This is a genomic window from Hymenobacter sp. APR13 (assembly GCF_000737515.1).
GTDB lineage: Bacteria > Bacteroidota > Bacteroidia > Cytophagales > Hymenobacteraceae > Hymenobacter.
In genome coordinates, this window is the sequence record NZ_CP006587.1 from 1,544,806 (window position 1) to 1,558,861 (window position 14,056).

A 14,056-nucleotide genomic window follows, 5' to 3' on the forward strand; every position below is an offset into this window, starting at 1 on the left:
TACACTAGTTGAGCGCAGGAACCTTACCGGCTGGCAGCCAGGGCCTCAGCACCACCCACGATTTCAAGAATCTCGGTGGTAATGGCGGCCTGACGCGTACGGTTGTAGGTCAGCTTCAGCGACTTGAGCAGCTCACCGGCGTTTTCGGTGGCTTTCTCCATCGCCGTCATGCGGGCGCCGTGCTCCGAAGCGTTGCTTTCCAGTACAGCCTTATACAGCTGCACCTTCAGCGACTGGGGAATCAGGGTCTGCACGATTTCCTCTTTCGAGGGCTCGAAGATGTAGTCCACGTTCGAGGTCTGCACGGCGGCCGGGTTGGGCTCGGCAGGCACCAGCGGCAGCAGCTGCTCCGTCCGGATGATCTGCGTGGCCACGTTGCGGAACTCGTTGTAGACCATCACCACCTCGTCGTACTGGCCGGCCCGGAAGCCGTCCATGGCCTGCTCGGCCGCTTCGCGCACCGTGTCAAACGACAGCTTGCCGAACACGTGCGTGTAGTTGCCTACCACTGCCCCACGGCGGCTGAAGTAGTCGTGCGACTTCTTGCCGATAGCCATGTAGGCGACGTTGCCGGCAGCGGCCTGCGTGGCGTAGCGCTCCTGCACCAGGGCATTCACGCCCTTGAACACGTTGCTGTTGAACGCACCGGCCAGGCCGCGGTCCGAGGTAATGGCAATCACCAGTACCCGGCTCACCTCGCGCTGCTCGGCGTATTCGCTCACCACGTCGTCGCCGACCTGGGCCGTCAGATTCGTCAGGATGCTGTTGAGCCGCTGCGCGTAGGGGCGCATACGCAGGATGTTGTCCTGCGCCCGCCGCAGCTTGGCCGCCGCCACCATCTTCATGGCTTTGGTGATCTGCTGCGTGCTTTGCACCGATACGATGCGGTTACGGACTTCTTTTAAGCTAGCCATGTCGTTGAGAATTAGTAATTAATAATTAAGAATTAAGAATTGCTGTTCAGGCAATCTGTGCCCGGAGCAGCAACCCCCAATTCTTAATTACTAATTCTTAATTATTAATTACTTCGAAGCGTACACCGCCGACAGGTCTTTGGCAACCTGACGGATGGCGCCGGTGATGGTGTCATCGAGCTTACCAGCTTTCAGACCCTGCAGCACCTCGGGGTGGCGGGTGTTGAGCACCTGCACGAACTCCTTCTCAAACTCGCGCACCTTGTTTACGGGCACCTGGTCGAGCAGACCGTTGGTAGCGGCGTAGATAACGGCCACCTGATCTTCCACGCGCTGGGGCGAGAACTGGGGCTGCTTCAGGATTTCGAGATTACGACGGCCACGCTCGATGGTGAGCTTGGTCGAGGCATCGAGGTCGGAGCCGAACTTGGCGAAGGCTTCCAGTTCGCGGAACTGGGCCTGATCGAGCTTCAGCGTACCAGCCACTTTCTTCATCGACTTGATCTGGGCGTTACCACCCACGCGCGATACCGAGATACCTACGTTGATAGCAGGACGGATACCGGAGTTAAACAAGTTGGTTTCGAGGAAGATCTGGCCATCCGTAATCGAAATTACGTTGGTCGGGATGTATGCCGAAACGTCACCGGCCTGGGTTTCGATGAGCGGCAGAGCGGTCAGCGAGCCACCACCTTTCACTAGGTGCTTGATGCTGTCCGGCAGGTCGTTCATGTCGCGGGCAATCGTGTCGGAAGCGTTGATCTTCGCGGCACGCTCTAGCAGGCGGCTGTGCAGGTAGAACACGTCGCCGGGATATGCCTCACGTCCGGGAGGACGACGCAGCAGCAGCGACACCTCGCGGTAGGCTACAGCCTGCTTCGACAAGTCATCGTACACTACCAGAGCCGGACGGCCCGTGTCGCGGAAGAACTCGCCGATGGCGGCACCCGTGAAGGGCGCGAAGAACTGCATCGGAGCCGGGTCAGAGGCCGAAGCCGATACCACTACGGTGTAGTCCATAGCACCACCCTTGGTCAGGGCGTTTACTACCTGGGCCACAGTGGAGGCTTTCTGGCCTACGGCTACGTAGATGCAGAAAACCGGCTCGCCGCGCTCATAGAACTCGCGCTGGTTGAGGATGGTGTCGATAGCTACCGTCGACTTACCCGTCTGACGGTCGCCGATGATCAGCTCGCGCTGGCCACGGCCAATCGGAATCATGGCGTCGATAGCCTTAATACCGGTCTGCATCGGCTCCGTTACGGGCTGACGGAAGATTACACCGGGTGCTTTGCGCTCCAGGGGCATATCGTAGGTCTGGCCCTGGATAGGGCCGCGGCCGTCGATGGGCTGGCCCAGCGTGTTTACCACGCGGCCCACGATGCCCTCGCCTACCTGGATGGAGGCAATCTTATTGGTGCGGCGTACCGTGGCGCCCTCGCGGATTTCGCTGTAGTCGCCGAGCATTACGGCACCTACGTTGTCTTCCTCAAGGTTGAGCACCAGGGCCTGCAGGCCGTTTTCAAATTCGAGCAATTCCCCCGACTGGGCTTTGCCCAGGCCGTAGATGCGGGCTACACCGTCGCCAACCTGCAATACCGTACCAACCTCTTCGAGTTCGGCTTCGGTTTTGAAGTTGGACAACTGCTCCCGCAGAATGGCGGATACTTCATCCGGACGTACTTCTGCCATGTGGATTATAGTTGAGATTGGTAGGGGTTCTTCAAGAATTCGGTGCGCAGCTTGCGCAACCGGAAGCTCACGGAGTCGTCGAGGAGCCGGTCGCCGACGCGCAGCACGAAGCCGCCGATCAGCGAAGCGTCCACCTTCTCGGTGAGGGTCACCTGCTGGAGGCCGGTCTGCTGGCGAACCAGCGACTCCAGCTCCGTGCGCAGGGCCGGCGTCAGCGGCATAGCCGTCGTGACTTCGGCCAGCTGCACACCGCGCAGGCTGTTGTATTGGGTCAGAAACTCGGCACCAATAAATTCCAGCGCGCTTTCGCGGTTTTTCTGGGTGACGATGGTGAAGAACTTCTCGGTGAGGTTCGACACCTTGCCCCCGAATACGGCGCGCAGGATGGCCAGCTTCTTGTCGTGCTTGACGATGGGGTTGCGCAGCAACAGGCGCAGGTCGCGGCTCTCGGTCAACGTTTTGTTGAACAAGTCCATGTCGTCCTTCACCTGCTCCAGCGTACCCTGCTCCTCGGCCAAATCGAGCAACGACTTGGCATAGCGGGAGGCAACTCGTAGTTCAGACATTGCTTGTAGTATTGAGTAGTTGGTAGTAAGTATTAAGACAGGTTGGCTTGGGGCATCCCCAATCTCACTACTTAATACTGAATACTCGCTACTAATTCAGGTTTACTTCCTTCAGGTACGAGTCGACGAGCTGCTGCTGGGCGGGCTGGTCGGCCAGCTCACGGCGCAGGATACGCTCGGCAATATCAATCGACAGCTTGGCAGCGGTGTTTTTCACCTCGGCCAGGGCGGCGTTTTTCTCGTTCTGAATGGCTTCGCGGGCCTGCACAATCATGCGGCCGCCTTCTTCCGTCGCCTTGGTCTTAGCCGTCTCGATGAGCTGGTTGGACACTTCAGTGGCTTCCTTCAGAATACGGTCGCGCTCCATGCGGGCGTCGGCCAGCAGCTTTTCGTTGCCGGCTTTGAGCTGCTGCATTTCGAGCTTGGCCTGGTCGGCCATGCGCAGGGCATCATCGATGGAGCTTTCCCGCTCTTTCAACGAGCTCAGGATGGGCTTCCAGGCAAACGCGCGCAGCAAGAGCAGCACGATGCCGAAAATCACCAGCTGCCAAAAGATAAGGCCTAATTCGGGCGTTACAATTTGCATGAGGGAGTAGAGAAATCAGTAGTGAATCCGTAAAATCCGGGCCGCAAAGATGATGCAGCCATAACACAGCTGCTCAGCCGGCCAGCCCGGAAAAACCAAGACAGCCCGCTACGCCGTGCGCTGAAGCGACGCGCGCAGCGGGCTGCTCGTGTACTACCTCTATCCCTAGAGTTTGAACGAAATCAGTAGGCAGACTACTACTGCGAACAGGGCCAGACCCTCGATCAGAGCAGCTACGATCAGCATGGCAGTCTGAATTTTGCCCGAAGCCTCTGGCTGACGGCCGATGGCTTCCATAGCCTGACCACCGATGCGGCCAATACCCAGGCCTGCACCCAGAGCAACCAGACCAGCACCGATAGCGGCACCAAATACAGCCAGACCAGCGGCGTTAGCAATCTGCAACAACAGAGAAAGAAGCATAAAAAAAGGTTTGGGGGAAGTGAGAAACAAAAAATCAGAAAAACGAACGCGGGTGAGCTTAGTGGGTGTGGGCCGTGTCGGCACCGTCGCCGCCGCCCATCTGGTAGTCGGCATCGTGGTGCTCTTCCACTGCGCCACCAATGTACATGGCCGTCAGCAGCGTGAAGATATAGGCCTGCAGAATGGCTACCAGCAGCTCCAGCATGTTGATGAACAAACCGAAGGCCAGCGTTACGGGAGCTACGCCCACGCTGCCAAAGATGAAGATGAGCGAGATAAAGCTCAGGATTACGATGTGACCGGCCGTGATGTTAGCGAACAGACGAACCATCAGCGAGAACGGCTTTACCACAATACCAATCAGTTCCACCGGAATCATAATGGGCAACAGGGCCTTCGGTACGCCGGGCGTAGCGAAGATGTGGTGCCAGTAGTTTTTATTGGAGCTGAACAGGGTGATGAGCAGCGTCAGGACTGCCAAGGTGAGCGTAACGGCGATGTTGCCAGTGAGGTTGGCGCCACCGGGCATCAGGCCCATCAGGTTGTTGAACCAGATGAAGAAGAACACGGTGAGCAGGTACGGCATGTAGCGCTCATACTTCGGGCCGATAGACTTCTTAGCTACTTCGTCGCGGATGAACACGATAAGCGGCTCAAAGAACGACTGAATGCCTTTGGGGGCGCCGGTGCCGCGCTTGGCGTAGCCGCGGGCTACGGCCGTGAATACCACCAGCAGCAACACGGCGCTCAGCATCAGCGAGGCCACGTTTTTGGTAATGGAGAAATCGTATACCTTGCTGCCGTCTTCCGACTCGAGGTGCTCGTGCTCCAGCTTCAGGCCGTCGTACACTTTGCCTTCAGCCAGCTGCGACGACGAGAATACGCTCAGGCCGTGGCCGGCGCGGTAAGCAATTACGGGCAGCGGAATGGTAATGTGCTGACCATGGGCTTCGTCGCCGATGGTAGCGAAATGCCACTCGTGCGAATCGCCGATGTGGTGCAGAATCATCTCGCCGGGACTAAACGCCTCCTTATCGGTGGCCTCCGCGGTTGTTGCCGCAGGCCCGTTGGCGTGGGCAGCAACTGAGAGGAAGCAGAAGAGAGCTACAAGTAAGCGCTTCATTCAGAACGGTTTAGGGTTTTTGGGGCAAAATACTTATTTCGCCGTTTCACCCGGTTTTGAAAACGGGCGCAAGTTACTCAGAACGGCCCAGACTTCAAATCCGGCAAAGAGAAAATACAAGACAAAGAAACTTCCTACGAAGGCCCACTGCCCGTTGCCTTCGCGACTGCCACCCGTAAGCAGGTAGACCAGCACCAGACCCGCCGACAGCAACATGCGCGCTACCATCGACCCGAAATAGGCTCCCATGAAGTGGTTGGGATTGGCCCGGACCAGCCGCGCCGTAAACCAATAGATAAGGGCCGTGAGTGCCGCGAAAAACCCCAGCAGATACGGCGCCAGCGGATGCACGACGGCAGTGCCGTAGCGGGCATTCAGCAGGTAGAGCGTGCCGTAGAGCAGCAAAACCAGCAGGAGCAGCAGGCGGAAAAAGCGGAGCAACGCGGGGGGATTTAGAGGATGGGGCCGCAAAGGTACGGCGCCCGCGGCTACCAACCACGCATTCAGCGTATTTTCGCTGCCGGCCGAACCGCGTACCCGCGGGCCGCTACTTCTCCGATACTTCCCGGATGACCAGATACATGGCGACAAACACACCGAACAGGGTGAGCCCCACCGTCCCCCACGGCTCACTGCCGTAGCGTCCATCCAGCCAGACGCCCAGCCAGGTACACAGGCCAATGGTGGCCAGCATCTGAAAGCCGACGCCCATAAAACGGGCAAAATTGCCCCCGGGGGGCATGGGAGGAGTGGGAGTATCGGGCATGACGGGGCGAGTTGGGAGTGGCGAAGGTAACCGAATACGGGCTGGAACGGGTGTACGCAAACCGCTCCTTCGGCAGATACCGGCGCGGCTGGGAAAAAGGCGTAATTTTACCCAACGTGCGTCGTTATGACCTCTGCATTGCGCCAAAGCTGAACATTCCGGCTGGTTTTGCGCGTTGGCGTATTCGTAAGCTATGCTCCCGACATCTGTGTTGACTTCTTCTCCGGTTTTTCGTCTGTTTTCCGGCTCTGTGGCCGCTTTGGTGGTAGTAGCAGGCGCGGGGGGCTGCGCTTCTGAGCGGCGCGGCGTGGTAGGCCACGCCTACGACAACGTGGTGGCGCGCGACAATGGCTACTTCCTGGCCCGCGAGAAAATGCGCGAAACTGAGGCCAAGCTGTATACGGCCCGCCTGAACGACTACAACCGAGTGCTGCCGCTGTTCCCGACCATGGATGAGGCCGCCGCCAAGGCCATTACAGCCGATATGGACGAGGTAGTGAAGAAGGCCTCGCTGCCGATTCAGTACCGCTCGGCTTCTGACTGGACCGACGACGCCTACATCCTCATTGGCAAGAGCCGCTTCTATAAGATGGAGTATGAGGATGCGGCCAAGACGTTTAAGTATGTCAACAGCATCAGCAAGGATGCCGATGCCAAGCACGAGGCCCTGATTTGGCTGATGCGCACGTTTGTGGCCACCAAGGAGTTGGAAAACGCCAAAGCTGTATCGGACCTGCTCGACAAGGAGGAAGGGCGCGAGGCCAACGCCAAGGAGCTGTTTCTGACCCGCGCCGACTATTACCTGAAAGTGGGGGAGCCGGCCAAGGCAATTGAGAACCTGGAAAAGGCCATTCCGCTGATTGAACCGAAAAACGAACGGTCGCGCACGCGCTACATCCTGGCGCAGCTCTACCAGGAGCAGGGCGACGACAAGAAGGCATACGCCGAGCTCAACCAGATTCTGAAGAAGAACCCGCCCTACGAGCTGGATTTCTTTGCTAAGCTCATGCTGGGGCAGGTTTCGGACCTCAACAACAACGACAAGGCCCGGCTGGACAAGTATTTCGCCAAGCTGCTCAAGGATTCCAAGAACAAGGAGTACCGCGACAAAATTTACTACGAGATGGCGCGGCTCGACTACCGGCAGAAGCGCTACCCGGAGGCGCTGGGGCTGCTGCAGAAGTCGGCGCGGGCTGCTACCAGCAACCAGGCCCAGAAGTCGTACACCTACCTGCTGGCCGGCCGCATCTACTATGAGAACCTGCAGAAGTACCGCCTGGCGGCCGCCTACTACGACAGCACGGTGCAGAACCTGCCCAAAGAGGCCATCGGCTACGCGGCTACGGCCGAGCGGGCGGCCATTCTGAAGGACTTTGCCACGCAGTACACCATCATTGAAACCCAGGACAGCCTGCAGGCGCTGGCCCGGCTGGACACCAGCGCCCTGCGCACCCGCCTCGTGGCCTACGCCGATGCCGAGCTGACCGCCCGCCGCAAGGCCGCCGAAGCTGCCGCGGCCCGGCAGGAGCTGGCCAGCCGCCGCCAGACAGCCACCGGTCCCAGCTCGTCCCGCGACCTGCAAACAGGCCTCGACCCGGCCGACTTCATTGAAGGCAGCACCGGGGCTAAATGGTATTTCGACAACCCGACGTCCCTGAGCACGGCCCGCGCCGACTTTATCCGGAAGTGGGGCGACCGGCCGCTGCAGGACAACTGGCGCTTTGTGAGCGTGGCCAGCTCGTCGCCGGTGGCGGCGCGCAACGGCGGGGCGCCCGTGAATACGGTGGGGGCCGGCAGCACCAACGTCACGGCCGGTGCTACTACGGCGCTGGGCAAGGTGGCCGACGACCCGGAAGCGCAGCAACGGGCGCTGGTGGCGCAGTACCGGCAGAACATTCCGCTCACGAGTGAGCAGCTGAAGTCGTCCAACAGCCAGGTGGAAGAAGCCCTGTTTGCGCTGGGCGGCATCTACAACCAGCAGCTGCGCGAGCCGGTGCCGGCCGCCCAGACCTACGAGAAGCTGCTCGAGCGCTACGCCGCCAGCAAGCACCTGCCGGAAACCTACTACAGCCTGTACCTGATTTACAAGGAGCAGAACGAGCTGGCCAAAGCCGAAGTGTACGCCCAGCGGCTCCGCCAGGAGTTCCCGACCTCGGCCTACGCCCGGCTGGCCGCCGACCCCGAGTATCTGCGCCGCACCTCGCTGGTGAATGCGCAGGTGGTGGTGAAGGTGGATTCGGCGTTTGCGCTTTACAAGGAACAGGAGTTCAAGAAGTCGTCGGCGGTGCTGGCGCGCACCACCAAGCAGTTTCCGGAGTCCGACCTCAACGACCGGATAGCCTACCTGCGCGCCCTGATTGCACTGCGCACCCAGCCGCCGCTGGTGGCCCGGGCCGCGCTGGAGAAGTTCGCCACTGACTACGCCTCCTCGCCGCTGGCCACCGAGGCCCGCACACTGCTGGGCTCCTACAAAAAGTATGAGGCCGGCGAAATCGTGGGGGCACTGGCCTCCACGCAGAAGCCCGACGTGTCGATGTTCCGGCCCGGCGAGGTGAACAACCGCATGCGCATTCTGTACGGCGAAAACGAAACCCCGGCGCCCCGCCCAGCGCCCGCACCAGCCACCAAGCAGCCCGCACCGACGGATTCCAGCCCTAAAACGGCACCAACCACCAGCACTTCTCCCGCAGCTACGGCTCCGGCCACCACTCCGGCGGCTCCCGCAACTACCCCAGCTACGCCAACGCCGGCCACGGATTCGGTGGCGGCCGCCAAACCGGCAGCGCCGGCCATGGACCCGGCCAAAGCGGCACGCATGGCTGCAGCGCAGGCGCGGGCCCGCGGCAAGAAAGTCCCGAAAGCTGCCCCGGCTACCACAGCGCCGGCTGCGGCCCCCTCTCCTACTCCGGCAGCACCTGCTACCAGCACTCCGGCTTCCCCGGCACCCACTTCTACCACTCCGGCCACTTCAGCTACGCCAGCGCCTGCTACCCCGGCGCCAGCAGTGCCTGCTCCAGCGTCCCCTGCTTCGCCCTACACTGCCAATGCTGCCGCCGGCCATGCCGTAGTGCTCGTTTTCCCGAAAGGTGCCGCTGCCCTGAAAGACCTGCAGACGCAGCTCAGCGCCTACAACGGCCGCTTCTACCGTGCCAACAACCTGCAGGTGCAGCAGCAGCCCCTCGGCGACTCGCTGGAGCTGGTGGTGGTGCAGGGCCTGGTGGGCGCCAAAGTGGCCCAGAGCTACGGCCTGAAACTGCGCGGCCCCCAGTCGCCGCTTAGCAAGCTGCGCGGCGCGGGTTACCAAACCCTCATCATTGGTATTGATAATCTGCCGCTGCTGCTTCAGCGCCGCGACGTTGAAGAGTATCAGCGCTTTTACCAGCAGACGTACCGTTAACTTGAATTAAGAATTAGTAATGAGGAATTAGTAATTGCCTTACGAGCTGCAGAAATACGCAATGCAGCCCGTGAGTCAGTTGCCAATTCCTCATTCCTGATTCTTAATTACTAATTAAGAAAAATGGCTTACCCCGCCACCAAGACCAAAACTACCTCCCGCAAACCTCAACACCCGGGCCGGTTCACGGGCCTGGCTCGCACCATGTGGCTGCTGTTTGGCGCCGGCGTAGTGGGCATGCTGCTGTTCGTATTTGCCGTCAGCATCAACTTTCTGAACCTGTTCGGGCAGATGCCCAACCTGAAGACGCTGGAAAGCCCCCGCAGTGAGCTGGCCTCGGAAGTGTACTCGGCCGATGGCGTGCTGATGGGCAAATACTTCCGCGAAAACCGCACGCCGGTGGCCTACGAAGAGCTGGCCCAGACCACGATTGACGCCCTGATTGCCACCGAGGATGCCCGCTTCGAGGAGCACTCCGGCATCGACCCCAAAGCCCTGGCCCGTGTGGCATCTGGCGTGGTGCGCGGCGGCAAGAACGGCGGCGGCTCCACGCTCAGCCAGCAGCTGGCCAAGATGCTGTTCCGCACCCGCGAAGACCTCAACAACGGCCGCCTCAACGAAGCGCCGCTGCTGGGCATGGTCATCACCAAAACCAAGGAGTGGATTCTGGCCGTGCGCCTGGAGCGCAACTACACCAAGCGCGAAATCCTGCGCATGTACCTCAACACCGCCGATTTTGGCTCCAATGCTTTCGGCATCAACGTAGCGGCCAAAACCTTCTTCAACAAGAAGCCGCGGGTGCTCACGCTCGAGGAGTCGGCGCTGCTGGTGGGGCTGGTGAACGGGCCGTCGTGGTTCAACCCGGTGCGCAACCCGGAACGCTCCAAGAAGCGCCGCGACTGGGTGCTGAGCCAGATGAGCAAGTACCAGTACATCGACGAGCCGACGTACGCTGCCACCATCCAGAAGCCCATCAAGCTGGACTACAAGGTGGAAAACCAGAACGAAGGTATTGCGCCCTACTTCCGCACCGAGCTCAGCAAAACCCTGCGCGACTGGGCCAAGGAAACCGACCACGACCTGTACTCCGACGGCCTGAAAATCTACACCACGATTGACTCGCGGATGCAGAAGTACGCCGAGTCGGCCGTGGCCGAGCACATGAAGCTGCAGCAGAAGTGGTTCGACCAGCACTGGAAAGGCCAGCAGCCCTGGCGCGACGAAAACGGCCGCCTGATTCCCAACTTCCTGAGCTCGTCCATCAAGCGCACGGCCCGCTACCAGTCGCTCAACGCCCGCTTCGAGGGCAACAAGGACTCCATCAAGTACTACCTCAACAAGAAGTATAAGATGAAGGTGTTCACCTGGCAGGGCGGCGAGAAGGAAGTGAATATGTCGCCGATGGACTCGCTGGCCTACTACAAGCGCCTGCTGCACGCCGGGTTTATGGCCATGAACCCGCTCAACGGCCAAATCAAGGCCTGGGTGGGCGGCATCAACTACAAATACATCAAATACGACCACGTGAAGCAGGGCAAACGCCAGCCGGGCTCCACGTTCAAGCCGTTCGTGTACGTGGCCGCCATCGACCAGGGCTACTCGCCCTGCTACCAGCGCCCCGACGTGGCTACCACCTTCCCGGCCGAGCGCGGCCGGCCCGCCTACACGCCCCGCAACTTCGAGGGCTCGTTCTCGGGCCGCACCTTCACGCTGCGGCAGGCGCTGGCCCGTTCCATGAACTCCATCACGGCGTGGCTGGTGCAGAAGCTGGGCCCCGACGTGGTGGCCAGCTACGCCAAGCGCCTCGGCATCACCTCTCCCATCGAGGCCGTGCCCGCCATCGGCTTCGGCTCTTCTGACGTGAGCATCTACGAGCTGACCGGCGCTTACAGCACCTTCGTGAACAAGGGCGTCTGGACCGCGCCCATCATGGTGACGCGCATCGAAGACAAAAACGGCAACGTGCTGCGCGAATTCGTGGCCCAGACCCGCGAAGCCCTCACGGAACAAACGGCCTATCTGATGACGCATATGCTGCGTGGTGCCACCGAAGAACAGGGCGGTACCAGCATCATCCTGAAGGGCGGCTTCAAGTTTCCATACGAGATGGGCGCCAAAACCGGCACCACCAACAACTACTCCGACGGCTGGTTTATGGGCCTCACGCCCGACCTGGTGTGCGGCACCTGGGTGGGCGGCGAAGACCGCAGTATTCACTTCCGCACGGGCGCCTACGGGCAGGGCTCGCGCCTGGCGCTGCCGCTCTACGGCATCTTCATGAAGAAAGTGTACGCCGACAAGAGCATTGGCATCAACACTGGCCCGTTCCCCAAGCCCAGCAAGCCGCTGGACGTGGAAATCGACTGCTCGCGCTACTACAACGGCGCCACCCAGCGCGACACCATCCCCTACGACCAGAAGCTCGACCAGGTGGAGCTCGGCGACCTGAGCGAAGAGGATATCTAAAGCACGGGTTTTGCGGATTCTTCGTTGATTTCGCTGACTTTTACGGAATGTGGCCGGGACAACCCGGCCACATTTTTTGTTGTATTCCCTGCGCTGCTCCCTGTGCCGCGAACCTCTGTGTAAACGCGCTGCGTACCGGAGCAGCAAATTTCCAGCTGGCCTGCCCGCCACCTGCACAATCTGCGTAATCAGCGCAAAATCTGCGTCAATCTGTGATATGGCCGCCAAAGAACATCTACAGGAGCAAATCCGCCAGCTGCCCCACCGCCCGGGGGTGTACAAGTACTTCGGCGACGAGGACACCATCATCTACGTGGGCAAGGCCATCGACCTGCGCAAGCGCGTCAGCAGCTACTTCACCAAACAGGACCACAACAAGAAGACCCAGCAGCTGGTCAAGAACATCAAGCGCATCGAATTCACCATCGTGGATTCTGAGTCCGACGCGTTTCTACTGGAAAACAACCTCATCAAGCAGCACCAGCCCAAGTACAACATCCTGCTCAAAGACGGCAAAACGTATCCGTACCTGCTGCTGACCAACGAGCGGTTTCCGCGCCTGATTCCGACCCGCAACAAGCGCCCCGGCGACGGCCGCTACTACGGCCCCTACGCCAACGTGACGGGCATGAACCTGCTGCTGGAGCTGATCAGGGCGCTGTATCCGCTGCGCACCTGCACCTACAACCTCTCGCCCGAAAACGTGGAGGCCGGCAAGTTCAAGCCCTGCCTGGAGTTTCACCTCGGCAACTGCAAAGCGCCCTGCGTGGCCAAGGAAGACGAGGAAACCTACAACGGCTACATCCAGCAGATCCGCCAGATCCTCAACGGCGACCTGCGCCTGCCCAAGCAGTACTTCCGCGACAAAATGACCCAGGCGGCGCAGGAAATGCAGTACGAGCTGGCCCACCAGTTCAAAATCAAGCTCGACCGCCTCGACGAATTCCAAAGCAAAAGCACTATCGTCAACGCTTCGCTGTCCAACATCGACGTGTTCAGTATTGCCTCCACCGAGAAGCTAGCCTTCATCAACTACCTCAAGGTGATGAACGGCTCCATCATCCTGACCCAGTCCGTGGAGGTGCAAAAGAAGCTCGATGAGCCCGACGACGAAATCCTAGCCCCCATGATTATGCAGATGCGGGAGGAGTTTGAGAGCCAGAGCAAGGAAATCCTGACCAACGTAGCCATTCCCGCATTGCCGCTGCCGGGCGTCGTCATTGCCCAGCCCCAGATCGGCGACAAGCGCAAGCTCCTGGAGCTAAGCATCAAGAACGTGCTCTACCTGCGTAAGGAGAAGGAAAGCATGAACGACCGGAGCAAGGACCTCAACGAGGTGCGCATCATGGAAACCATCCGCAAGGATTTGCGCCTTACGGAGCTTCCTAAGCACATCGAATGCTTCGACAACTCCAACTTCCAGGGCGACAACCCGGTGGCCGCCATGGTGTGTTTCCGCAACGCCAAGCCCAGCAAGAAGGACTACCGCCACTACCACATCAAAACCGTTATCGGCCCCAACGACTTCGACTCCATGTACGAAGTGGTGTCGCGCCGCTACCGCCGCCTCGTGGACGAAGGTGCCAGTCTGCCGCAGCTAGTTATCGTGGACGGTGGCAAAGGGCAGCTCAGCATGGCCGTAAAGGCCCTGAAAGACCTGAACCTCTGGGGCCAAATGGCCGTCATTGGCATCGCCAAGCGCCTCGAAGAAATCTACGTCCCCAACGACCCGCTCCCGCTCTACATCGATAAGAAGAGCGAGTCCCTGCGCCTGTTCCAGCGCATGCGCGACGAAGTGCACCGCTTCGGTATCACGTTCCACCGCAGCCGCCGCGACGCCGCCACGCTCAAAACCGAGCTGACTGACGTGAAAGGCCTCGGCCCCGTCACGGCCGACAAGCTCCTGACTAAGTTCAAGTCAGTAAAGAAAATCAAGGAGCTGACCGAAGCACAGCTAGTTGAGGAAGTAGGCAAAGCCAAAGCCCGCATCCTGCTCACGTACTTCAGCGAGCAGGCAACGCCCACCGCCGCCGCCGAATAGCCCGGTTTCACCGAGCGCAACAACCAACGAAAAAGCCCCAACCAGCTAACTGGTTGGGGCTTATCTGTACAAAGCGAATCGA

Annotated in this window: 11 protein-coding genes; 3 read left to right on the top strand and 8 right to left on the bottom strand. The window is 60.1% G+C overall.

The window, feature by feature from the left end:
- Positions 1 to 23: 23 nt before the first annotated feature.
- The 8 genes from atpG to N008_RS06510 form a co-directional block, all read right to left on the bottom strand.
- Positions 24 to 914 carry an ATP synthase F1 subunit gamma gene (atpG, locus tag N008_RS06475; protein ID WP_044014658.1) on the bottom strand — a complete coding sequence of 297 codons (891 nt, stop codon included), beginning with the start codon at positions 912 to 914 and terminating at the stop codon, positions 24 to 26.
- A gap of 108 nt (positions 915 to 1,022) precedes the next feature.
- Positions 1,023 to 2,606, bottom strand: a complete 1,584-nt coding sequence (gene atpA, locus N008_RS06480) for a F0F1 ATP synthase subunit alpha (protein ID WP_044014660.1) — start codon at positions 2,604 to 2,606, stop codon at positions 1,023 to 1,025.
- A gap of 5 nt (positions 2,607 to 2,611) precedes the next feature.
- The gene (gene atpH / locus N008_RS06485; RefSeq protein WP_044014662.1) at positions 2,612 to 3,172 is read right to left on the bottom strand and encodes an ATP synthase F1 subunit delta; all 561 of its coding nucleotides are present in this window, start codon (positions 3,170 to 3,172) and stop codon (positions 2,612 to 2,614) included.
- A 91-nt stretch (positions 3,173 to 3,263) separates the two neighbouring features.
- The gene (locus N008_RS06490) at positions 3,264 to 3,758 is read right to left on the bottom strand and encodes a F0F1 ATP synthase subunit B (RefSeq protein WP_044014664.1); all 495 of its coding nucleotides are present in this window, start codon (positions 3,756 to 3,758) and stop codon (positions 3,264 to 3,266) included.
- A 165-nt stretch (positions 3,759 to 3,923) separates the two neighbouring features.
- Positions 3,924 to 4,181 (bottom strand): ATP synthase F0 subunit C, encoded by a 258-nt coding sequence (gene atpE, locus N008_RS06495; protein ID WP_044000749.1) that lies wholly within the window; start codon positions 4,179 to 4,181, stop codon positions 3,924 to 3,926.
- Between the two features lie 58 nt (positions 4,182 to 4,239).
- Positions 4,240 to 5,304, bottom strand: coding sequence for a F0F1 ATP synthase subunit A (atpB, locus tag N008_RS06500; RefSeq protein ID WP_044014666.1), 1,065 nt, complete (start codon positions 5,302 to 5,304; stop codon positions 4,240 to 4,242).
- A gap of 33 nt (positions 5,305 to 5,337) precedes the next feature.
- Positions 5,338 to 5,709: a hypothetical protein gene (locus N008_RS21405; RefSeq protein WP_156109047.1), complete on the bottom strand. Its 372-nt coding sequence runs from the start codon at positions 5,707 to 5,709 to the stop codon at positions 5,338 to 5,340.
- Positions 5,710 to 5,851: 142 nt separating this feature from the next.
- A complete protein-coding gene (locus N008_RS06510) occupies positions 5,852 to 6,070 on the bottom strand; it encodes an AtpZ/AtpI family protein (protein ID WP_197062960.1) in 219 nt (72 codons plus the stop codon).
- Between the two features lie 208 nt (positions 6,071 to 6,278).
- Here N008_RS06510 and N008_RS06515 point away from each other — a divergent pair, with 208 nt between their 5' ends.
- The 3 genes from N008_RS06515 (at position 6,279) to uvrC (ending at position 13,974) form a co-directional block, all read left to right on the top strand.
- Positions 6,279 to 9,467 carry a tetratricopeptide repeat protein gene (locus N008_RS06515; RefSeq protein ID WP_197062961.1) on the top strand — a complete coding sequence of 1,063 codons (3,189 nt, stop codon included), beginning with the start codon at positions 6,279 to 6,281 and terminating at the stop codon, positions 9,465 to 9,467.
- A gap of 123 nt (positions 9,468 to 9,590) precedes the next feature.
- The gene (locus N008_RS06520; protein WP_316963307.1) at positions 9,591 to 11,933 is read left to right on the top strand and encodes a penicillin-binding protein 1A; all 2,343 of its coding nucleotides are present in this window, start codon (positions 9,591 to 9,593) and stop codon (positions 11,931 to 11,933) included.
- Between the two features lie 217 nt (positions 11,934 to 12,150).
- A complete protein-coding gene (gene uvrC / locus N008_RS06525) occupies positions 12,151 to 13,974 on the top strand; it encodes an excinuclease ABC subunit UvrC (protein WP_044014670.1) in 1,824 nt (607 codons plus the stop codon).
- Positions 13,975 to 14,056 lie beyond the last annotated feature (82 nt).

Excerpts from the sequence above, each read along its gene's own strand:
- atpA (WP_044014660.1), bottom strand. The coding sequence starts at position 2,606 with ATGGCAGAAGTACGTCCGGATGAAGTATCCGCCATTCTGCGGGAGCAG.
- uvrC (WP_044014670.1), top strand. The coding sequence starts at position 12,151 with ATGGCCGCCAAAGAACATCTACAGGAGCAAATCCGCCAGCTGCCCCAC.
- atpE (WP_044000749.1), bottom strand. The coding sequence starts at position 4,181 with ATGCTTCTTTCTCTGTTGTTGCAGATTGCTAACGCCGCTGGTCTGGCT.
- N008_RS06520 (WP_316963307.1), top strand. The coding sequence starts at position 9,591 with ATGGCTTACCCCGCCACCAAGACCAAAACTACCTCCCGCAAACCTCAA.
- atpB (WP_044014666.1), bottom strand. The coding sequence starts at position 5,304 with ATGAAGCGCTTACTTGTAGCTCTCTTCTGCTTCCTCTCAGTTGCTGCC.
- atpH (WP_044014662.1), bottom strand. The coding sequence starts at position 3,172 with ATGTCTGAACTACGAGTTGCCTCCCGCTATGCCAAGTCGTTGCTCGAT.
- N008_RS06510 (WP_197062960.1), bottom strand. The coding sequence starts at position 6,070 with ATGCCCGATACTCCCACTCCTCCCATGCCCCCCGGGGGCAATTTTGCC.
- atpG (WP_044014658.1), bottom strand. The coding sequence starts at position 914 with ATGGCTAGCTTAAAAGAAGTCCGTAACCGCATCGTATCGGTGCAAAGC.
- N008_RS06490 (WP_044014664.1), bottom strand. The coding sequence starts at position 3,758 with ATGCAAATTGTAACGCCCGAATTAGGCCTTATCTTTTGGCAGCTGGTG.